Raw genomic sequence first — 20,164 nt, forward strand, 5'->3', positions numbered from 1 at the left:
CGAACATGAAGACAATTGGCGCGAATTATATTAGAAACGGTACCTGTATATTCACCGTCTGGGCTCCCGAAAAAGAAAATGTTACGTTGCACATTGTGTATCCAACGGAGCGGGAGCTACCCATGCAGTGCGACAAGTGGGGCTATTTTCAGCTACAGCTGGACGATGTTTTACCGGGCACGCGTTATTTTTTCAGGCTGGATACAGGCAGGGAACATGCCGACCCGGCGTCTCATTTTCAACCGGAAGGGGTTCACGGCCCTTCGGAAGTTGTTGATCACTCGGCCTATAACTGGCATGACCAGAGCTGGCGGGATTTGCCGTTTCGTGACCTTATCTTCTATGAACTGCACGTCGGTACGTTCACGCCCGAAGGCACATTTGAAGCCATTATTCCGCGCCTGAATGATCTGGCCCGCATCGGCATCAATGCGATTGAGTTGATGCCCATCTGCCAGTTTCCCGGCAACCGGAACTGGGGGTATGATGGCGTCTATCCCTATTCCGTTCAGGATTCCTATGGCGGTCCAATTGGGTTGAAAAAGCTGGTTGACGCCTGCCATGCGCGCGGTATTTCGGTTTTTCTGGACGTAGTATATAATCATCTGGGGCCGGAAGGCAATTATCTAAATGAGTTTGGGCCTTACTTCTCCGATAAACACCATACTCCCTGGGGCAACGCAATAAATTTCGATCGTGAGTGGTCGGATGGCGTACGGGACTATTACGCGAACAATCCCCTGTTCTGGTTTGAGCAATACCACATTGATGGGCTTCGGCTCGATGCCATTCATGAAGTGTTCGATTCGGGCGCTCTGTCGATCTGGGAGCTTATTCATACCAAGGTAAAATACCTGGAGAAACAACTGGGACGCTCGCTGTATCTGGTGGCTGAGTCGGACCTGAATAACCCAGTCGTAACCAGAGACCCCCAACTGGGCGGATACGGGTTTGATGCCCAATGGCTCGACGATTTTCATCATGCCCTTCGTGTATTGATCAACAAAGATGAAAAAAAACGGTATGGCGACTTCGGGCGTATGGAGCAGTTAGCCAAAGCCTACACCGATGGCTTTGTTATGAGCGGGGAGTATGTAGACTTCCGGAAACGTAAATTCGGCCGATCGTCGACGGGCGTACCGGGCGATAAGTTCATTGCGTTCAATCTGAATCACGACCAGGTTGGCAATTTGTTAGGTACTGATCGCTTATCGCTGCTGGTCGATTTTGAGCGCCAAAAAGTAGCCGCAGCCGCTGTGTTTCTATCGCCCTACATACCGTTGCTGTTTATGGGGGAAGAATATGCCGATGAGTCTCCGTTCTATTATTTCGCGAGCCATACCGACCAGGGTCTGATCAAAAATGTACGGGAGGGACGGAAGAAAGATTTTGCCGCTTTTATCGGTGATGTCGACTTACCTGATCCTTTTGATGAAGCTACCTTCAACCAATCAAAAATTCAGTGGGATACGCGCGACAAGGGTAACCATCAACGTATGCTGGAGTGGCATAAAACGCTCATTGAACTACGTCGCTCGGTACCTGCCTTGCGGAACATGAATAAGCAGGAGGTGAAGGTAACGGTACTGGGTCAGGCCGGATTCGTTCTGCACCGGCAAACCATTGATGGACAGCAGCATCTGGCCTGTTTATTTAATCTGTCTGATGACGTTATTACGTATGAATTGCCCGTCTGGGTCAGTTCGTGGGACAAACTGCTGGATTCAACCGAAAAACAATGGCAAGAGGAAGGCAGTACGCGTCACAAGTCGTCACCGGCGCAGGTAAAGCCCGGTCAGGCCATTCACCTGGCACCCTGTAGCATCACGGTTTATACGGGCGAATTCACATCGGATTGGCAATAGCCTTCTTAGCCAGCATTTTGCGACACTACGTCCTGTTATTTAAACGCGGGCACCCAGTCACTATAACCGCATTTGTCGCAGGCATCGGATTGAGCCTTTGCTTCGGGCTGCGGATTGCCACAATGGTAACAGACATTTTTACCCGGCACTTTTTCCTGCTGGTCGATAAATTCGGTGTCCCATTCGGGCAGGATCGAAAGCCCGGGTCTTGGTTCGGTTTCTTCGATAAGCGTGAAAGCGCCGTTGGCTTCCATATACATTCGTTTAACATGCCCTAAATGCGTTAATCCGCTGGATCGAAGCTGAGCAAAAAGCAGTTCGCGGGAGAGACGAGCCTCCTTCATCGCGGGCATTTGAATGACCGAATTCTCGATGAGCCTGCTGATATTGCCCTGTGATATTGCCTCAAAACGCTGACTTTTAGCCGCGTAATACGACACGATACGTTGTGTAAAAACCACGACCACCCCGATGACATAAGCTGGTAGCAGGCCCCGATGGGCATCCAGAATTGGTACACCAACAGCGGCTGCCATTGAAATCATGGCGGCCATTTCATTCCGGCTCAACTGAGAAGCCATCCGTCGGCCCATTAACCGCATGGTGATGACCAGGAGTAAATAAATCGCAGTTGCCCGGATTATAATTTCAACGTAAAACATGCCAGGCACCTCACCGATGAGAATCCGTTGCCAGTCATACAAATAAATATCGTCCTTTTTCATAGTTGAGTTCGTCTTCCTTAATGAGGCTTGCCACGAGCGAAAACCCATGGAACAGCTCGTTGGGGAATCTTGGTTTAAAGTACTGCGTCGCCCCAATCGGTTGCCTGGCAAATTGGGCAGGGGCCAGGTTTTGGCTGGGCTGGAACCGTAGTGCCACAGTTAGTACAAGCGAGCATTTTCTCTTCAGGATGCCCATAAATCACCTGTATTTCTTCATCCGCGGGTGGCAATACCGACAAGCCAGGCTTACCTTTCTCATCCTGATAAATGCTGAAAATACCATACGCTTCCAGATATAGGCGTTTGACTTTGCCCAGACTATATACGTTTTCGCTACGTAGCGCGGCATAAATCTGCTGGTGAGAGAGCCTGTTTTTCCCCATAACGTCGAGTTGAATAATCCCATCTTTGATGACAGCGGTTTCAGTGCCCTGTATCAATTTTTCCGCTCTGCTGCTTTTGAAACCTAACAGGTTAGTTTCCCACAGAAAAACCAAGGCACAGAGCAAAGCCAGTACGCCCGACAACAACCCCCGGTCGGGCAGTTGCATGGCGGGTGAAACGATGGCTCCCATCGTAAGCATGACGGTTAGTTCCAGATTGGTGATCTGCCCGTTCATTCGCTTGCCAAGCAGCCGCATCACGATCAGGACGACTATATAAATAAGTGTTGTACGGATGAACACTTCCACCAGAAATTCGACCGGAGCATCACCAATCAGAATCCGTTGCCAGTCGGCCAATTTTATTTCCTCTTTGTCCATTTCCCCCTAACTTTTGTTAGGGGGAAATGATTAAGCGTGCGCGCAAATTCTGGGTTTATTCCAATATTCTATACGGTATACAAAAAAAATAAGCCAGATAGTCAGGAAACGGTAACTGGTGTTAACAGGATGGTTCTATTATGAGTTGGTCTTATTGACTACACTCAACATACGTCCATGAAAAAACTAATTCTTGTCCTGTGCCTTTGTCTTTTTGCCGCCTGCCAGAAGAAGATCGACGATACAAAATCAGAAGAAGCTCCCGCTGTCCCTACACCAACCGATTTTATTGAGGAGTTATGGTATAAAAACGGCCTCGTGTACAGCGTTGACGTTGAGGTTTTCAAAGATTCGGATGGAGACGGCTTTGGCGATTTCAATGGAATTACTCAACAACTCGATTACCTGAAAACATTAGGCGTTTCGACCATCTGGCTCGCTCCATTTCAACCGACACCCAACAAAGACGACGGCTATGACGTAGCTGACTTTTATGGCATTGACTCAAACCTGGGCACCACACAGGATTTTGACAATTTCATCCGTCAGGCGAATCAAAAGGAAATTCGGGTCATGATGGATTTGGTGACCAACCATACATCCGATCAGCATACGTGGTTTAAGCAGGCTCGCCAGAACAAGAATTCACCCTATCGATCGTGGTACGTCTGGTCGAAAGATCGCCCCAAGAAGTGGGACAAAGGCATGGTGTTTCCGGGCGTGCAGAAAGACATCTGGACGTTCGACAAACAGGCGGGCGAATACTTCTACCACCGCTTTTATGATTTCCAGCCCGACCTGAACATGCAGAATCCGGCCGTTCAGCAGGAAATGCGAAAAATTGTCCGCTACTGGCTGGATAAAGGAGTTGCAGGCTTTCGCGTGGATGCAGTTCCCTTCCTGATCGAAGTAGCCGACCCCGATTTCGATCCCGAAAAGCCTGTCCATCAGTTCGATATAATCACGCAGTTGCACCAGTACATTCAATGGCATAAGCGGGATGCGATCCTGTTAGGGGAAGCCAATGTAGACCCGAAAGAGCAGGAGCCTTACTTCGGCAAGGAGGGTCAGAACATGCAAACGATGTTCAACTTCTTCGCTAATCAACACCTCTTTTACGCCCTGGCGACAAGCGAAACCAAGTCGTTACGGAAAGCCCTGGATGATACCAAAAATATTCCGCCAACGGCGCAATGGGCGCATTTTCTGAGAAACCACGATGAGATTGATCTGGGTCGGTTGAGCGATACCGAACGGGACAAGGTGTACGCTAAGTTCGGCCCCGACACCACGATGCAACTGTATCAACGGGGTATCCGTCGCCGACTGGCGCCCATGCTGGGTGATCCGCGTCTGGTCGAACTATCCTACAGCGTACTGTTTTCGCTACCGGGTATGCCTGTCATCCGGTACGGTGAAGAAATCGGCATGGGCGATGACCTCAAGCTACAGGAACGAATGTCGATTCGTACACCCATGCAATGGTCAAATGGGCTGAACGCCGGGTTTTCAGGTGGAACTAAACTGGTACGTCCCGTCATCAATCAGGGGCCGTATAGCTACGCAAAAGTCAACGTAGCGGCTCAACGTTCCGACTCTGCCTCCTTGCTGAACAAGGTCGCCCGGTTTGCCCGCATACGCAAGCAATGTCCCGAGATCGGCTGGGGAAACTGGGAACTTCTCGATACAGGCTCAGAGCACGTACTGGCTATTCGTTATGACTGGCAGGGCCGTTCCCTCGTAATGATCAATAATTTCAGTCCAGAACCCCAGCAATGCCAGTTAACTACATCATTAAAACCACGTAGTACGTTGGTTAATCTTTTTGATAACAGTCAGACGTCGGTTGGCGATAAGGGTACATACTCCGTTAAACTGGCAGGGTATGGCTATAGCTGGTATCGACTGAAAAAATAATGAGGTATGCTGCCACCACTAACTGTAGAAAAGCGGTCACTTGGCGTAACGTTCTCTGGTAAAAATCAAGCCGATGTTCTTTTGTGGGCACCCACGCCGGAACATGTAGCCATCAAACTCACCGAGTCTTCGGAAGTAATACCACTAAACAAAGAAGAGCTAGGCTACTGGAGCGTACAGACGCCCAAAATCAAACCCGATTCCTTGTACACGTTCGTGCTGGACGATGAAAAGGAGTGTCAGGACCCTGCTTCACTGGGGCAGCCCGAGGGTATAGAAGGGCCTTCCAGAGCGATAGATACAACTTCGTTTCAGTGGGAGGATCAGAACTGGGTCACGCCCACTCTGGAAAATTACCTGTTGTATGAACTGCACATTGGTACGTTTACGCCGGAGGGCACATTCGATGCGGTTCAAGGAAAACTGGATTATTTAAAAGCCTTGGGCATCAATGCCATTGAGATTATGCCCGTTGCTCAGTTTTCAAACGCACGAGACTGGGGCTATGACGGTGTATTCTGGTATGCGGCCCAAGACTCCTACGGTGGAGCCAGTGGCCTCCAACGTCTGGTGAATGCCTGCCATGTTCGCGGTATAGCGGTGGTGCTGGATGTCGTTTACAATCACTTTGGGCCGGAGGGAAATTTTCTGGAACACTATGGGCCGTATCTGACGGATAAATACCAGACGCCCTGGGGTAATGCTGTTAATTTCGATGATGCCTGGTGTGATGGCGTTCGACGGCATGTGCTTGAAAATGCGCTCATGTGGTTCCGGGATTTTCACATCGATGCGCTACGCATGGATGCCGTTCACGCCATCAAAGACGCGGGTCCGGTGCATATATTACAGGAACTCCGGCAACAGGTTGACCGCCTGATGAAAACCACCGGCCGTCGCCATTATCTGATGATTGAATGCGATCTGAACGACCCTAAATACATCCAGCCACTGCCCGAGCATGGGTATGGCATGGATGCCCAATGGATTGATGAGTTTCACCACTCGCTGCGGGTTACGGTGGGCGAAGAAAAAACAGGATACTACGCCGATTTTGACGGCATTGCCAGTCTGGCAAAATCCTTTCGGGATGCCTATGTATACGACGGTCAGTTCTCGGAGGTTCGCCACAAGCTGTTTGGGAGTAAAGCCGAAACGAATCCGGGTAGTCAGTTTATCGTCTTTTCGCAGAACCACGATCAGGTCGGCAATCGCAAGCAGGGGGAGCGATCAAGTGTGTTGTATAGCTATGATACGTTAAAACTGATGGCAGGGGCCGTTCTGGTCAGCCCGTTTATTCCCATGCTGTTCATGGGCGAAGAATGGGGCGAAACAAATCCCTTTCTCTACTTTGCGAACGTGTCGGAACCGAAACTGGCCAAAGAGATAAAACAGGGCCGGAAAGATGAATTCAGTACGTCTAAGTCGGACGTCGAGGTTCCCGATCCGGATGTGGAAGAGACCTACCAGCAAGCCAAACTAGAGTGGGAATTAATCCAGCAAAAACCTCACCGAACGCTGCTTCGGTATTATCAGACCCTGATCGCGCTACGGCAGCAATTACCAGCACTGCACAAGTTGAACCGTCAACAGCTGGATGTAACCACCTGCGACGAGCAACAGACGCTGCTCCTGCATCGCTGGCACGACGACCAGCATGTGTTGTGTCTGATGAATTTCTCCAGCGAACAACAAGATGTAACAATATCTATGTCAGCCTCAACTATGCATTGGCAAAAACTGCTCGACTCGGCTGATCAGCAATGGCAATTGGAAACCGGTTCCAGCACCGCCCCCAATTCGCTGGTAGATTCAACATCGGTTACGTTACCAGCTGAGTCGCTGGTGATCTACGCGTGCGGTCACGAGAAATCTCATATTAACGTACCGAAGCCCATTCCAGCACACCTATATCAATAAGCAGTAGCTGACCTGTTGGCTAGGTGTATAAAAATACAGTAGCGTGCCCCAAAAACCGCGTTTAGCTTCTGCTATTCGGGCTTTTGAGAACACGCTACTGTACTTGTCTACTCACCGCCTTTTAGAAACACAATCCAACCTATCCGGTCGTGCAATCCATTAGCCAGCGAAAAAATACCCTATGATGAACTAACGTTATTTTTTATCGATGCGGTACAGTCTACCCTGGTCTGTGATCGCGTACAAGGCTCCGTCGTTGCCCTGCGTTACGTCCCGGAAACGCTGGTATTGATCGGAAAGCAACCGCTCTTCACCCACTATTTTATCATCCTTGATAATGAGCCGTACGATGTGCATACCACTCAACGCGCCAATAAAGAGGTTGTTCTTCCATTCCGGAATATGATCACTGCTGTAGAACGTCGAACCACTGGGCGATACAACAGGGTCCCAATAATAAGCCGGTTGCTCCAATCCTTCCTTTTGTTGAATGGCGTCACCCACTTTTTTGCCACTGTATTCGATCCCGTACGTAATGGTTGGCCAGCCGTAATTCTTGCCGGGTTTGATATGATTGACTTCATCACCTCCTCTTGGCCCGAATTCATTCTCCCACAGATCGCCCGTTACCGGATCGATGGCCAGTCCCTGTACGTTCCGATGCCCATACGAATATAATTCAGGTCGGGCACCTGCCTGTCCAATAAATGGATTACCAGGGGCGGGTTTACCGTCTTTCGTAATCCGGATAACTTTTCCCAAGCCTGAATTGAGCGACTGGGCCTGTGGCCGGGTTACCAGATCGGAACGCTCACCGGTGCTGATGATCAGGTTACCGTCTTTGTCGACAAGAATCCGGCCGCCATAATGCAGATTGCCTTTGTAGGCCGGTGTGGCGCGATAAATGACCGTTGCGCCCTCAATCTTTTTCTCATCGGCCGACAATTTACCTTTGGCAACGGCCGTCACATTTCCCTCAGCACTTGGTTCAGAAAATACCCAGTATACCATCCGGTTTGTCGCAAAAGCGGGGTCAACCCGAAGGCCTAACAATCCGCCCTGACCCGATGGATTAACCTTGGGAATCCCCGTTATGGCCTCCCCTACCTTACCATCGGGCGTGACGATGCGCATCGTGCCTTCTTTCTCGGTAATGAGCAGGCGGCCATCGGGCAGGCTTGTAATCCCCCACGGAAATTTAAGCGCTTCTGTCAGCACTTTGCCTTCATAGTTCGTAGCCGATTTCACACCGGCGATTCGGGTTTGGCCAGCAAAAGCCGGTTTATAGTCGGAATTGGGCTCTTTGGTTTCTACAGCACTCGTCTGCGTAGACGCCGTTGTGTTGTTGGACGTAGTTTGGCCACAGGATGGCAAGGCCAGCGAGGCCCCCGCTATGAATAGCAGAAATTGGGTCTTCATTATTGATTCAGCTAGTTAAGTAATGTGAATTTTGGGATTTCAGTAAATGCGCTTACCATACAAACAGAGTTTAGTAACTAAAAATCCTACTCAGCTCAATCGCGCTGGAGAACTTCTTCGAGCTTGGCTTTGTAGATTCGCCCAATAGGAATTTCCTCATTGTTGATTCGAATATACGTAGCGCTGACGGCCTGAATGTGATCCAGCGCCACAATAAAAGACTTATGAATCCGGACAAACCGATCTGGGGGCAGCTTTTCTTCCAGATAACTGATTCGTAGATAGGACACTAGCGTGCCCGACACCGTATGAATCCGCACGTAATCTTTCAGGCTTTCAATCCATAAAATATCCTCCAGAAAGAGTTTGACCATCTCTTTATCAACCTTGAAGTATTGATAATCTTTTCCAATTTTGGTCGGCTCCGGCGAATCGTCGCTAATAGGCATCGTGGGCGAGAACCGGTAAATTTTGCCCACCGACTGGAGGAAGCGCTCGAATGAAATGGGTTTTACCAGGAAATCCAGTACGTCAAATTCGTAGCTGTCCAGCGCATATTCCCGAAAAGCCGTCGTGAAAATAACTTTAGGCCGGTAGCCTAACGGACGTAGTATATCGAAGCCGGTCAGGCGGGGCATCTGAATATCCAGAAAGAGCACATCAACCGGAGCACCGGCCGCCGACGTTTGCTGTAACAGTCGGAAGGCCTGGGTCGGGCTATTGGATAGACCCACCAGTTCCAGATCAGGCAACCGACCGATGTAGTCTTTCAACAGATCGGTTGCCAGCGGTTCATCATCCAGCACAAAACAGCGAATGGCCATCAGTTTACATTGAATTTCAAGACGGCCAGAAACTGACTATCTTCCGGTAAGGTGACTAATTCATAGTTGTCGGGAAAGAGAATATCCAGCCGTTTTTTCAGGTTTGTTAAACCTAAACCCGTTGTCGACGGATATAAAACGCCATCGGGCACCGAGTTTTCGACCGAATAGACCAGGCGGTTGCCCGTTCGGGATAGCGTCAGTTGGATCCAGCAATTGGTTTCGGTTTGGGCGGCACCATGTTTAAACGCATTCTCCACAAAGGGTAAAAGCAGCATTGGCGGGATCATCAGATTCGTCAGATTCGCCAGCTCATCAAAGTTCGTCTGTACGTCCAGCCGATCCCCATAACGAATTTGCTCCAGCGAAATATAGTCCGTCAAATACGCCATTTCTTTGGTGATCGAAACCATCGAACGGTGGCTCTCGTGCAGTTGGTAGCTGAGCAGTCCGGCCAGCCGTTGCAATAGATGTGGCATTTGAGCGGGCTGATGCAACGAGACCGAGATCAGGTTATTGAGCGTATTGAACAGGAAATGGGGTTGAACCTGGGACTGTAGCAGCCGGTATTCGGCGGAGAGTTTTTCCCGGCGATACGTCTCACTGAGCCGTTGTTGCTGCAGTGCATGCCGGACCAGGTTAACCGCCACAAATAGAGCAACCACCAAATGCAACTGCATGGATTCGGCCAGAATTTTAGGCCAGTATACATACGGTTTGAGCAACCCATCCGGGTAATAGACGGGGTAAAGCCAGGTATAATTAATGGCGCGCCGAAGCAGCCCAAAAACCAGTACGCCCCCCAGTAAACTGGCCCAGAAACCCGCCATACGGCCAGCCATCAGGAAATGCCGGACAGTAACCAGCAGATGCCAGTAACCCGCGATAATTAACAGGGGAATATTCAGCGAAATGCTATAGAAACTCTGCTGGAAATTATCCATGTAAGCCCCCGTATTGAGCCATTCAAACAGAAAGTAACCCAGCCAGAAAAGTCCCTGTGCTCCGATTTCCCGGTAGAATTTAAGCGCACCCAAACGAGCCATTGTCCATGATTTATTTCGCCATGAGAAGACAAAATTACGGTTAAATTCTGATCATAAGCCGACGAATCGGACCAACTACGCGCGTAAACTCCCCAACAGGGTCATCCTTCGATAAACAACCAATTTTCTCGACCAACTGCACTACCTCCGCACTAGCCGTCGTGTGAAGGAGCGATCTGGTTGTTGGTCTAAAATACATTTCGCGTACGAACGTAGTGTTTTGCTTTGCCAGTGGTAATACCACCTTGAATCATATTTTTTCAACCAACTCATTGGCTATCACTATGCAACTCTATCGAACCATCTCACGCCAGTGGCTAGCCAATTTGGCTACGTCCTTTCACCCACGTATGGCTAGCGTTAAGCAGGTCCATTTTGTCTGGCTTGCGGCATTCATACTGCTACTGCACGCGCAGGCAGGGCAGGCGCAGATTGATAATAGGGCTCAGCCCGACTCGACCCGGGGTTATTGGCGGCTTAACACGCAGGCAGCTACCCGCAACACCCTGATCCAGTTTTTCGGGCCCAACCATCAACTTCTATACGTAGAAAATCTGCCCGAAAAATGGGTCAAACTCAGCCGGAAAAATCAAAAGCAGTTCGATCAGTTATTAGCGCAATTGCTGGCGAATTAGTTGGTAACGTCACGTATCAAAACCGAAACCCTACCGTCTACGCCCGAGTTACCAACGCCACCGCGTGTATCAGCCAGCGCAAACCGCCTGCAAAACCTGCCATCGACAGCCGCTTCTTATCAGGTGCACGCCTATGTCAATCCGGTGGGGAAACTCTACTTGATCGTTGATAATCCCGATCATTTACGCTATAAAATCTGGGTGGCCGATCAAAAAGACAGGACGCTCTACGAGGAATTCACTAACCACGATCAGTATCGACGCAGACTGGACTTATCAGCCCTGCCCGCTAATTCCTACCAGGTGACCGTTCAGATTGACAACAACCCATTTATTTATAAAATCAGCCGGCAAGAGGCCAGATTCGCCTACAGTATTCAGCCTGAATCCGTCAATAAGGAGGCAACTATTGAGCAAAGTCGGGAGCCGAGAAGGCCCTTGCGTGTGCCTGTTACTCTTGATCTGTAGCGGATATTTACTAGAATCAACATACCGATAGCCAACCAGATCGTCTACTAGTAACGTCAAACAAGCATGATTGGAGAGGCACAGAAAATCAATCAATTAGCGCAATTAGCGGATATGCTTAAGGCGCTGGGGCAACCGCTACGTATACAAATCATGATGATCATCGTCAAAGAACGTATCGTGAGTATTCCCACACTTCAGGATTATTTACCGGGAATCGATCAATTTCTCCTCTACAGTAACTTACGGTATATGCATAAGAAGCAGCTAGTCAAAAAGCTACGAAAAGGGCGAGACGTCTACTACGGCTTGTCGGAAAAAGCCCTTTCTGCCGAATTTGATACGTTCTTTCAAAATCGATCTGGCGATAAAGCGGGCTTCGCCCATGATCGTCCCTCATCGGAAAAAACGCACGTCTTTGCGTAACCACTGGCGCGGCTGTTTTACGGTTTCACCGCCTGACAGCATCTGGGATGCCAGTAGGTTTGCCGCAGCCAGACCAGTACCGCTACTGACGCCCGTTGATTACTTTTCCTGAAATACTCGTGCCCATAGTCACTTTGTTTTGACACGACGAAGATGAGTTTTTGGCCAGAATCATGCGTATCCGTTTTGAAAGATTGGGATTGGTTGATTTTCGTAAATTCCTGTTTGATTTAACCATAGGTCGTCCTCGTAGGTTTATACTATAATCAACATCATTATGCGTACAACAATGCAAAAACGCAAACTGGGAAACAGTGGCCTTGAGGTATCAGCCCTCGGTCTTGGCTGCATGGGCATGAGCTTTGGCTACGGCCCGCCCAAGGACACAAAAGAGATGATTTCGCTGATTCATGCTGCTGTCGAACAAGGCGTTACGTTCTTCGATACGGCTGAGGTATATGGCCCCTATACTAATGAAGAACTGGTGGGCGAGGCCCTGGAACCCTTCAAAGGCGACGTAGTGATTGCCACCAAATTCGGTTTTAACTTCCAGGATGGAAAACAGGCTGGGTCAAATAGCCGCCCGGAGAACATTAGAGCCGTAGCTGAAGCTTCCATGAAACGACTACGGGTCGACGTCATCGACTTGTTCTACCAGCACCGTGTCGACCCGAACGTACCGATTGAGGACGTAGCGGGAACGGTGAAAGACCTGATTCAGGAAGGAAAGGTGAAACACTTCGGCCTGTCGGAAGCGGGTGCCCAAACCATTCGACGGGCGCACGCTGTTCAGCCGGTAACGGCTCTGCAAAGCGAATACTCGCTCTGGACCCGTCAGCATGAAACCGAAATCATCCCGACTATCGAGGAATTGGGTATCGGTCTGGTGGCGTATAGCCCACTGGGAAAAGGTTTCCTGACCGGTAAAATTGATGAAAGTACCAAATTTGCCGAGGGCGACATTCGTAACATTTTGCCCAGGTATACTGAAGAAGCCCGTTCTGCCAACAAAGCCTTGCTGGACTTGCTGGATCAGTTTGCCGAACGCCGACAGGCTACGCCCGCACAAATTGCTTTAGCCTGGGTGTTGGCCCAAAAGCCCTGGATTGTCCCCATTCCGGGCACCACGAAGCTGCACCGCCTGACGGAAAATAACGGAGCCGCTGCGATTCAGCTAACAGCCGACGAACTTCAGGAGATTAAGGATGCCGCGGCTCAAATCGACGTAGTGGGGACGCGCTACCCCGAACAAATGGAAAAATCGACAGGGCTGTAAATGGTCAGTTAGTTTTGTTTGATTCATCAAATCAAGGGCTAAAACTGCTCACCGTATAGTCTATACGACCCTAGAACGAAGTCAATAGGAAGGGACTATCTTAATAAATAAAATCCAATAGCTTCGTTTTATCCTCTGATTGAGAGTACTGCATTGAATATGCCTTAGAAAAATTCAATAATGAGCAAAAAACCGCTGATCGGCTTTTTTGGCTGTTTCATGTTGGAAATCCCGCAGTTGGTACGAATACCGTAGCCTGGTCTGACTTTCACCGCTCATATTTGTGGAGTCATTCACAAACAACAATCAAACAACACTAACTAATGAAAACGAATTTTCTCCACATAAACCGCCCCGCCCGGCCCCGCATAATTGAAGTCGGTGGCCCGTTGGTTGGCTTACGAGGCCGTACCGTCTATCGCATGCGGTCGCGTTAAAACACACCTGTTCAATACGTTAAGCTCCCAGATCATCGGGAGCTTTTTTTATGGCCTGTCGTTTACATTAGTCGCCAACAGCACTCCCTTATTTTTTTATCACATTCTCGAATAAAAAAACGCCGTTTTTATTCGCAATGACAATGTCTGGCTTTCGGTCGCCATTCATGTCCTGTGCCACAATGTTAAGACCGGCCCCGGAATCATTGTCAATGATGTGCTCTCTGTAGTATGGTTCCTTGCCGGGCGTAAACTCAAACCACATCAGAATACCCGGATCACTGTCGCCCGGATCACGACCGTGGTGGGCCAGGAATCGCTTTCCGGTAATATAGTCCTTACGACCATCCCCGTTCAGATCGGCCATGATCGAGGAATGTGTCTGGGCAGTCGTGGTGCTCATCAAATGGGTTTTGAAGTCGAGTTTACCTTCGTCACTGACCTGTTCATGCCACCAGACGCCGAGGGCATGAGCCGACGCACATACTACGTCATTTTTCCCGTCCCCATTCACATCCAGAATCTGCATGTGCGAGCAGGGTTCGCCCAGGTCGGCGGGATGAAATACCCAGTTACCCGACTTATTATCGGCGGTTCCTTCAAACCATCCTTCCCGAACCACTACGTCGTTAAAGCCGTCTTTATTCACATCTCCATAGCCGATGCCGTGGGAAAACACCTCGGTTCCGGGAACATTTTCTTTACTAATAGCATATCGCGTCCATTCCGTATCGCCGGGTTTTGACGGTGGCTTTAACCACACAATTTGCTTTTTGGCTTTATCCCCACACAGGATATCGAGTCGGCCATCACCATCTATATCGATAAAACCCGGCGACTCGTTGGCAATGCCGACCGAATCGGCAATGATGTGTTTTTGCCATACCGCACCGACGGACCGACCGGGTTTATTCCTGGGATTCTCAAACCAGAAACCGGGTTTACCGGGAAAGTCAACAATCACTACGTCATCCCAGCCATCCTGATTGACATCCATTCCCAGATTCAGAAACGAATCGCTGTATTCTTTTCGCGGGTCATACACGCGGGACGGGGCCATTTCGTGACGGGTCCAGTTGGGCGCTTCGAACCAGTAATAACCGGCCACAATGTCCATCTTTCCATCCTTGTTCAGGTCGGCTACGGCTACCCCTTCCGAAATGAAATCTCGGGTGATCGTTGTTTTTTTAAACTCGTTAGTCAGCACAACGGGCTTTGGCTGATTGGGCGTGTTGGTTACCGTATTTGCAGCCTGCTGTTGACGTACTTTGAATAAGGGCTTATCCTGACCATAGGCGTTGGTCAGCCAGCTAAGGAGTAGGATACAAAACAATACGTACCGGGTGGCTATTGTGGTGTTCATAGTAGGCGAAGTTTAATAGAACACTGATTATGATGACCGTTAAGATATTTGAAGATTTTAGCAATGATCATAACATCGGGTTTTTAGAACAAAAATCAATGCCTTTACCAACTATCATAACTGACCTTAAGAATCATAACGATCAGCGTTCTATCATTTTATAATTTCCCAATTTTTACTCTTCCAGCACTTTGGCTATCAGCGCCTGAATTTCGTGATTTTCGTGCGAATGGTCCCGTTTGCCAACCCGGTCGTTAAATTCTTTCAGCAGCTTTTTAGAATCCTCCGTACCGATGGCCCCGATGCGCTGAATGGTATAGGGCAAATGCCTGGGCATTTTAGATTTTTGGGCCAGTTCCAACGCCCGCTTCATATCAATGGCGGCCAACGGTTCGGCGGCATACCAAAGCATCAATGGCAGGTTATGATCGTCTTTATTGTCGGATTTCTGAACGAGCGCATCCACTACGTCCCAACGCTGCGCAGGGTCCAGCCGGAGCATGGCCGATGTCAGGTATAACCGTACCAGCGCCGAATTATCCGTTTGGGCCAGCGCCGTAAAGCGTTTCAGCGTTTCCGGAGAAACGCTTTTGTTTTCGGCCAGTAATTGAATGGCCCAGCTTCTGACGTATTCATTCTCGTTGGCCAGCAAATCCGTTAACTCTTTTTCGGTAAGCCCTTTGGTTACATGCAGCGCCCACAACGCCCGAAGCTTCCGGGTAGCATCCGGATTTTTAGCCAGAATGTCTTTCAGGGCTTTGTGTACTTTCTTGTTGGGGCCACGTTCCTGCAAGATCGTCCGGGCTTGTCGTACGTACCATTCGTTGGCATGTAGCTGGTAATTAACCAGTTCCATGTCCGACGCCTTTGCTAGATCGACCTGTATCCACTTGTCATTGGCATGGGTAATTTTAAAGATGCGACCCATCGTTTTGTTGTGAACATCCGGATTGGGGCTATGGCATTGGTTCTTGTCGTACCAGTCGATGGCCCACACCGAACCGCTAGGATCATATTTCATATTCAGCCACTGCGACCAGGAATCGTTCATCGACAGGAAATCCGGTTTGTGAGTCACCAGATAACCCGACCCGTCGCGAACCGGATGGTCCTGGTTCAGTTTGGCGCCGTTGATGTTGTTCATAAAGATATCGTTTCGGTATTCTTTCGGCCAGCTATTGCCCCCCAGGTAAATCATCGCGCCGGAATGGGCGTGCCCCCCTCCTGCCGAAGCCGACCGGAAGTTGCCCGCGTGCGGACCGCGTTCACCCACCCAGTGTACGTGGTCGGCGTGGGTTTTAATGTCGTCGTAGGTGTACGGATTAAAGTGCTTGCCCGCCTGCCGGAAGTAGCGCCCGCCCTGAATCATGTTGTACATGTGCGGAATCACGCAGGCCGTAACGAACGCGTGCCCATAATCGTTGAAATCAAGTCCCCAGGGATTGCTGGTACCTTCGGCGAATAATTCGAACTGATGGGTTGTGGGATGATACCGCCAGACACCGGCATTCAGTTTAGTACGTTCCGAATCCGGGGCACCCGGTTTGCCAACGTTGGAATGGGTAAATACGCCGTGTGTCCCGTACAGCCATCCATCCGGACCCCAGCGCAGGCTGTTCAATACTTCGTGGGTATCATCAGTGCCCCAGCCATCGAGCAGTTTCTGGGGCGGCCCAGCGGGCAGATCGGTTTTAGCATCGATGGGAATAAACAGCAGATACGGTGCCGCCCCGAGCCACACGCCCCCCATGCCGACCTCAATACCGCTGACCAGATTCAGTCCTTCGGCAAAGACTTTTTTCTTGTCCAGCGTTCCATCGCCATTGGTGTCTTCAAAGATCAGAATGCGGTCTCGACCCTGCCCTTCCGGTGCCGGAACAGGGTAGGTATGGCTCTCGACCACCCACAGTCGGCCACGGGGATCGAGGGTAAAACAAATGGGTTTAATAATGTCCGGTTCAGCAGCTGCCAGCGTAATCCTGAATCCATTGGGCAGGCTCATTACGTTGGCCGCTTCGGTGCCGGACAGTCCGGCATGGAGCACGGGGTCCAGCGGTGGCAGGATAATAATATCTTTCTGATTTAATTCGTTGGGGAAGGTCGGACGCGTGGGATAAAATAGAAATTCATCAAAATTGATGTGTGCCCATTTGTCATTCGCGATGTAGGGAATCTGCGAAATTCCGGTTTCGTTGTCGATGATCCGGATGAAAATATCCTGATTCAGATAGGCTTGCAAATCAACCACGACCGGCTGCAACGTAGCGCGGCCCTGTCCGGTGCTATGAAAAATGACTTTATCGGTACTGGCCTGTACCAGTTCGACACGCGTATCCTGCAAGGCACCACCCGACACCCGGAACGCGGCAAACGGTTGGGTTACGGTAAAAGGGCTGGAGGTTAACGTACCGGTCAGTTTGTAGTTGGTCGTGCCTCCGCTGCTCAGAAAATACTTCCCGGCAAAGCCAATGTGCATCTCTTTCTCGTGAATCGGAGACGGATCATCCTGAGCAAAAATCGGGTTCACAAACGCATCGCCGGTGGCGGTCCAGTCTTTTAACGTACCGGACTCGAAATTCAGGTTTAGCGGCTGCCCGTTCTTTGTGGGTAGTTGTCCGGCAATTGTGGCATCAGAAATAGTACCCTCCACGACCTCGAACTTCCCGACCATACCAGCCGCTCGGTGACCCGGAACCGTGCAGTAATACGTATCGCTTTTATCGGCGGTAAACGTAATGCTGGCCTTACTTCCCTTTTCCTGAAGGGTTTTGCTTTTGATACCCAATTTTTCAAGGGCGATATCATGCGTCATGAGTTCGGTGTCGGTAATGGTGATACGAACCCGATCACCTTTATTCGCCTTTAAGGTTGGGTTGCGAGCCCCATCCTTCGAAAAGTAGCCCAGCATGGACGCTTCCAGCGCATACTCCCGGTCGACTTTCGTGGTGTCCTGAACCGGTTTGGTTTTGGAAGATTGGGCTGTACTATACGTACCCGTTATTGAAAGAACGACGGAAATCAATAGTATGAGCAAACGAAATTTGTTCATAGGAATAAGGCGTAAGTCGTTGAAGGTAAGTCAGTAATAAGGTTACTCTGGTGACAAAAACAACGCGAATGGGCTTTACTACTTAATTAGTACGTTATAAATTGATCCCAAGGCGACAAGCCTGCCATTACAGTTCGGATATAGTCAGATCACGAAATTCAACCTGGGCAACCCCTCCGGCGTGAATCTGAACGGCAATGACGCCTTTTGCCGGTATTTTGCTGTCCTGTTCTGTATAGTCACAAGTTTTCACGCCATTGATGTATAGCTCGTGGTGGTTGCCTTTGCAGCGGATGATGTAGCTATTCCAGCCGTCTTCTTTCAAGATACGTTTGAGGATTCTCAAATCACCGCTGACCAGTTTTTCGCGTCTATGTTCATCATACAGATCTCCCCAGTACCCATTGCCAATGTCCGCCTGATAACCCACCATTTTACCGCCCTCAATGAGCGAACGATATTGAATTCCGCTGTTGATCATACCCGTCGAAGGATCGCCCGACAACCGAAACAGGCAGCGGAACTCAAAATCACCATACTCTTTCAAGGTGTACAGATACGTATTGGCCGGTATCTTTTTAACGCCATCCCCGCTTTGTATAACGCTGTCTTTCACAGACCACAGGTTGGCATCAGCCGGATCGACCGTTTTCCAGCCAGTCAGGGTTTTGCCATCAAATAATGACTCGGCCTTCCCCGACAACTGGGCAAAAGCCAGTACTCCACAGAAAACCTGACTGACTAAAATGAAGGCTATAACGAGCCACCGTTTTGCTACGTTAGCCCTGGGAAGTACACGAATCCAGTTTGATTTCATCAATTAAAGGGTCTCGGAAGCGTTCTGTTTGCATGCCCTAAGCTACTGGCAAGCCTGACAGGCTGGACATACTTGTTCTTGCTAAAATACTAAAAGCAGTTACTATATCCATATTTACCCTGCCCACTACGTAGCTGGTTTTGAGTCTGTCTGGTTTTTTGCCGGGACTCGGGAATACCTGAAGTAACTTAGACCACTGACGCCACCGACTTGCTGGCTGGCGTACCTTATCCGGATACTGAGCTATTACGTCCTATAGGTATATTTCTGTTGCTCAGAGAGCCATAACTGTACTTTCAAAATGAATTTGAAGGCTCGACACCCCATTAAATTCTATTTTTTGAAAAAATAATTAAAAAAGACTAAGTGTTTTTATGGACTTCATCGTCTTTGTATCAGAAGCGGTTCTTTTAGTCAATGGAAAACGGACACTACCAGAACTACCCACTTCACTTACAAGCAGCGATGGGACAAGTCCTACCACTAACACAGCGCCAGGGAATTGGTCAGTTACCTAGTTTGACCCCCGAAGAAGTGCCCCATGACTCCGCTGATAAGGCAAGTTGGGACACGGAATTGTTTCTGCGGAATACCTTTCAACAGGATGTCGAAAGTGGGATTAGCTTGCTGTTTCGGCAATACTACGCTATGTTGTGTAGTCACGCGGTTCGCTACGTATCGTCGAAAGCCATTGCTGAAGACATCGTTTCGGATATTTTTTATGAGTTTCAGGCCGAATCCCGATACCAAACCATAACCTCATCCTACAGAGCCTATCTGTTCACGGCTGTGCGCAATCGGGCATTCGATCATGTACGGGCCGAAATGCGGCACACGACATCGCTGGACAATGCCGAATTAATTCCAGCCCACATCACGCAAAGTCCCGACTCAATCACGCAGTATGAGGAGTTGTATCATGATGTGGAAAACGCCATTAACGCCATGCCCCTGAAGCGTCGTCAGATTTATGTGATGCACCGGTTTGAGGGGAAGAAATACCAGGAAATAGCTACCGAACTGAACCTGTCGCTACGTACCATTGAAGCCCATCTTTTCCAGGCTATGCGCCAGATTCGGAACACGCTGAAGGACAAGTGGCTGTTGATTGCCTGCCTGGCAGGGGCGCTCTGGCATTGATTACGTATTATTTTGTATGATGACTACGTGTTTTTCATCTTGAAACCGTCATGATACGGCTAACATTCCACCA

General features: G+C 49.5%; 17 protein-coding genes. 8 read left to right on the forward strand and 9 right to left on the reverse strand.

The window, feature by feature from the left end:
* Nucleotides 1–5: 5 nt before the first annotated feature.
* Entirely contained in the window at nucleotides 6–1,865 is a 1,860-nt protein-coding gene (gene treZ, locus BM202_RS28000; RefSeq protein ID WP_093832450.1) for a malto-oligosyltrehalose trehalohydrolase, read from the forward strand.
* 35 nt (nucleotides 1,866–1,900) lie between these two features.
* On the opposite strand, the gene BM202_RS28005 is transcribed toward treZ (BM202_RS28000), so the two are convergent.
* Together BM202_RS28005 and BM202_RS28010 are read right to left on the reverse strand one after the other, a co-directional pair.
* A complete protein-coding gene (locus tag BM202_RS28005; protein ID WP_093832452.1) occupies nucleotides 1,901–2,590 on the reverse strand; it encodes a DUF421 domain-containing protein in 690 nt (229 codons plus the stop codon).
* Nucleotides 2,591–2,664: 74 nt separating this feature from the next.
* Entirely contained in the window at nucleotides 2,665–3,354 is a 690-nt protein-coding gene (locus BM202_RS28010; protein WP_093832454.1) for a DUF421 domain-containing protein, read from the reverse strand.
* A 177-nt stretch (nucleotides 3,355–3,531) separates the two neighbouring features.
* On the opposite strand from BM202_RS28010, the gene BM202_RS28015 reads away from it, so the two are divergent.
* A complete protein-coding gene (locus tag BM202_RS28015) occupies nucleotides 3,532–5,271 on the forward strand; it encodes an alpha-amylase family protein (protein WP_093832456.1) in 1,740 nt (579 codons plus the stop codon).
* Nucleotides 5,272–5,277: 6 nt separating this feature from the next.
* Nucleotides 5,278–7,191: a malto-oligosyltrehalose trehalohydrolase gene (gene treZ, locus BM202_RS28020; RefSeq protein WP_093832458.1), complete on the forward strand. Its 1,914-nt coding sequence runs from the start codon at nucleotides 5,278–5,280 to the stop codon at nucleotides 7,189–7,191.
* Between the two features lie 195 nt (nucleotides 7,192–7,386).
* On the opposite strand, the gene BM202_RS28025 is transcribed toward treZ (BM202_RS28020), so the two are convergent.
* The 4 genes from BM202_RS28025 to BM202_RS37435 form a co-directional block, all read right to left on the reverse strand.
* On the reverse strand, nucleotides 7,387–8,610 hold the full coding sequence (locus BM202_RS28025; protein WP_093832460.1) for a PQQ-dependent sugar dehydrogenase: 1,224 nt from the start codon (nucleotides 8,608–8,610) through the stop codon (nucleotides 7,387–7,389).
* 95 nt (nucleotides 8,611–8,705) lie between these two features.
* Complete coding sequence (locus BM202_RS28030) at nucleotides 8,706–9,434, reverse strand: LytR/AlgR family response regulator transcription factor (protein ID WP_093832461.1); 729 nt, start codon at nucleotides 9,432–9,434, stop codon at nucleotides 8,706–8,708.
* On the reverse strand, nucleotides 9,434–10,480 hold the full coding sequence (locus BM202_RS28035; RefSeq protein WP_093832463.1) for a sensor histidine kinase: 1,047 nt from the start codon (nucleotides 10,478–10,480) through the stop codon (nucleotides 9,434–9,436). The genes BM202_RS28030 and BM202_RS28035 overlap by 1 nt, the downstream gene beginning before the upstream one ends.
* Nucleotides 10,481–10,520: 40 nt before the next feature.
* A complete protein-coding gene (locus BM202_RS37435) occupies nucleotides 10,521–10,679 on the reverse strand; it encodes a hypothetical protein (RefSeq protein ID WP_177236705.1) in 159 nt (52 codons plus the stop codon).
* An 85-nt stretch (nucleotides 10,680–10,764) separates the two neighbouring features.
* Here BM202_RS37435 and BM202_RS28040 point away from each other — a divergent pair, with 85 nt between their 5' ends.
* From BM202_RS28040 to BM202_RS28055, 4 genes are all read left to right on the forward strand, one after another.
* A complete protein-coding gene (locus BM202_RS28040; protein ID WP_093832465.1) occupies nucleotides 10,765–11,115 on the forward strand; it encodes a hypothetical protein in 351 nt (116 codons plus the stop codon).
* Nucleotides 11,116–11,583, forward strand: coding sequence for a hypothetical protein (locus tag BM202_RS28045; RefSeq protein WP_093832467.1), 468 nt, complete (start codon nucleotides 11,116–11,118; stop codon nucleotides 11,581–11,583).
* Between the two features lie 66 nt (nucleotides 11,584–11,649).
* Nucleotides 11,650–12,009: an ArsR/SmtB family transcription factor gene (locus tag BM202_RS28050; RefSeq protein WP_093832469.1), complete on the forward strand. Its 360-nt coding sequence runs from the start codon at nucleotides 11,650–11,652 to the stop codon at nucleotides 12,007–12,009.
* A gap of 289 nt (nucleotides 12,010–12,298) precedes the next feature.
* On the forward strand, nucleotides 12,299–13,285 hold the full coding sequence (locus tag BM202_RS28055) for an aldo/keto reductase (RefSeq protein ID WP_093832471.1): 987 nt from the start codon (nucleotides 12,299–12,301) through the stop codon (nucleotides 13,283–13,285).
* 525 nt (nucleotides 13,286–13,810) lie between these two features.
* On the opposite strand, the gene BM202_RS28060 is transcribed toward BM202_RS28055, so the two are convergent.
* The 3 genes from BM202_RS28060 to BM202_RS28070 all read right to left on the reverse strand — a co-directional run bounded on the left by BM202_RS28060 (nucleotide 13,811) and on the right by BM202_RS28070 (nucleotide 18,951).
* A complete protein-coding gene (locus BM202_RS28060; RefSeq protein WP_093832473.1) occupies nucleotides 13,811–15,085 on the reverse strand; it encodes an FG-GAP repeat domain-containing protein in 1,275 nt (424 codons plus the stop codon).
* A 175-nt stretch (nucleotides 15,086–15,260) separates the two neighbouring features.
* A complete protein-coding gene (locus tag BM202_RS28065; RefSeq protein WP_093832475.1) occupies nucleotides 15,261–18,134 on the reverse strand; it encodes a PVC-type heme-binding CxxCH protein in 2,874 nt (957 codons plus the stop codon).
* A 127-nt stretch (nucleotides 18,135–18,261) separates the two neighbouring features.
* Nucleotides 18,262–18,951, reverse strand: coding sequence for a 3-keto-disaccharide hydrolase (locus BM202_RS28070; protein ID WP_093832477.1), 690 nt, complete (start codon nucleotides 18,949–18,951; stop codon nucleotides 18,262–18,264).
* A 417-nt stretch (nucleotides 18,952–19,368) separates the two neighbouring features.
* On the opposite strand from BM202_RS28070, the gene BM202_RS28075 reads away from it, so the two are divergent.
* The gene (locus tag BM202_RS28075; protein WP_245776809.1) at nucleotides 19,369–20,091 is read left to right on the forward strand and encodes an RNA polymerase sigma-70 factor; all 723 of its coding nucleotides are present in this window, start codon (nucleotides 19,369–19,371) and stop codon (nucleotides 20,089–20,091) included.
* Nucleotides 20,092–20,164 lie beyond the last annotated feature (73 nt).

The sequence above is a fragment of the Spirosoma endophyticum genome (genome assembly GCF_900112365.1).
In the GTDB taxonomy this organism is placed as follows: domain Bacteria; phylum Bacteroidota; class Bacteroidia; order Cytophagales; family Spirosomataceae; genus Spirosoma; species Spirosoma endophyticum.

Excerpts from the sequence above, each read along its gene's own strand:
- treZ (WP_093832450.1), top strand. The coding sequence starts at position 6 with ATGAAGACAATTGGCGCGAATTATATTAGAAACGGTACCTGTATATTC.
- BM202_RS28005 (WP_093832452.1), bottom strand. The coding sequence starts at position 2,590 with ATGAAAAAGGACGATATTTATTTGTATGACTGGCAACGGATTCTCATC.
- BM202_RS28010 (WP_093832454.1), bottom strand. The coding sequence starts at position 3,354 with ATGGACAAAGAGGAAATAAAATTGGCCGACTGGCAACGGATTCTGATT.
- BM202_RS28015 (WP_093832456.1), top strand. The coding sequence starts at position 3,532 with ATGAAAAAACTAATTCTTGTCCTGTGCCTTTGTCTTTTTGCCGCCTGC.
- treZ (WP_093832458.1), top strand. The coding sequence starts at position 5,278 with ATGCTGCCACCACTAACTGTAGAAAAGCGGTCACTTGGCGTAACGTTC.
- BM202_RS28025 (WP_093832460.1), bottom strand. The coding sequence starts at position 8,610 with ATGAAGACCCAATTTCTGCTATTCATAGCGGGGGCCTCGCTGGCCTTG.
- BM202_RS28030 (WP_093832461.1), bottom strand. The coding sequence starts at position 9,434 with ATGGCCATTCGCTGTTTTGTGCTGGATGATGAACCGCTGGCAACCGAT.
- BM202_RS28035 (WP_093832463.1), bottom strand. The coding sequence starts at position 10,480 with ATGGCTCGTTTGGGTGCGCTTAAATTCTACCGGGAAATCGGAGCACAG.
- BM202_RS37435 (WP_177236705.1), bottom strand. The coding sequence starts at position 10,679 with ATGTATTTTAGACCAACAACCAGATCGCTCCTTCACACGACGGCTAGT.
- BM202_RS28040 (WP_093832465.1), top strand. The coding sequence starts at position 10,765 with ATGCAACTCTATCGAACCATCTCACGCCAGTGGCTAGCCAATTTGGCT.
- BM202_RS28050 (WP_093832469.1), top strand. The coding sequence starts at position 11,650 with ATGATTGGAGAGGCACAGAAAATCAATCAATTAGCGCAATTAGCGGAT.
- BM202_RS28055 (WP_093832471.1), top strand. The coding sequence starts at position 12,299 with ATGCAAAAACGCAAACTGGGAAACAGTGGCCTTGAGGTATCAGCCCTC.
- BM202_RS28060 (WP_093832473.1), bottom strand. The coding sequence starts at position 15,085 with ATGAACACCACAATAGCCACCCGGTACGTATTGTTTTGTATCCTACTC.
- BM202_RS28065 (WP_093832475.1), bottom strand. The coding sequence starts at position 18,134 with ATGAACAAATTTCGTTTGCTCATACTATTGATTTCCGTCGTTCTTTCA.
- BM202_RS28070 (WP_093832477.1), bottom strand. The coding sequence starts at position 18,951 with ATGAAATCAAACTGGATTCGTGTACTTCCCAGGGCTAACGTAGCAAAA.
- BM202_RS28075 (WP_245776809.1), top strand. The coding sequence starts at position 19,369 with ATGGAAAACGGACACTACCAGAACTACCCACTTCACTTACAAGCAGCG.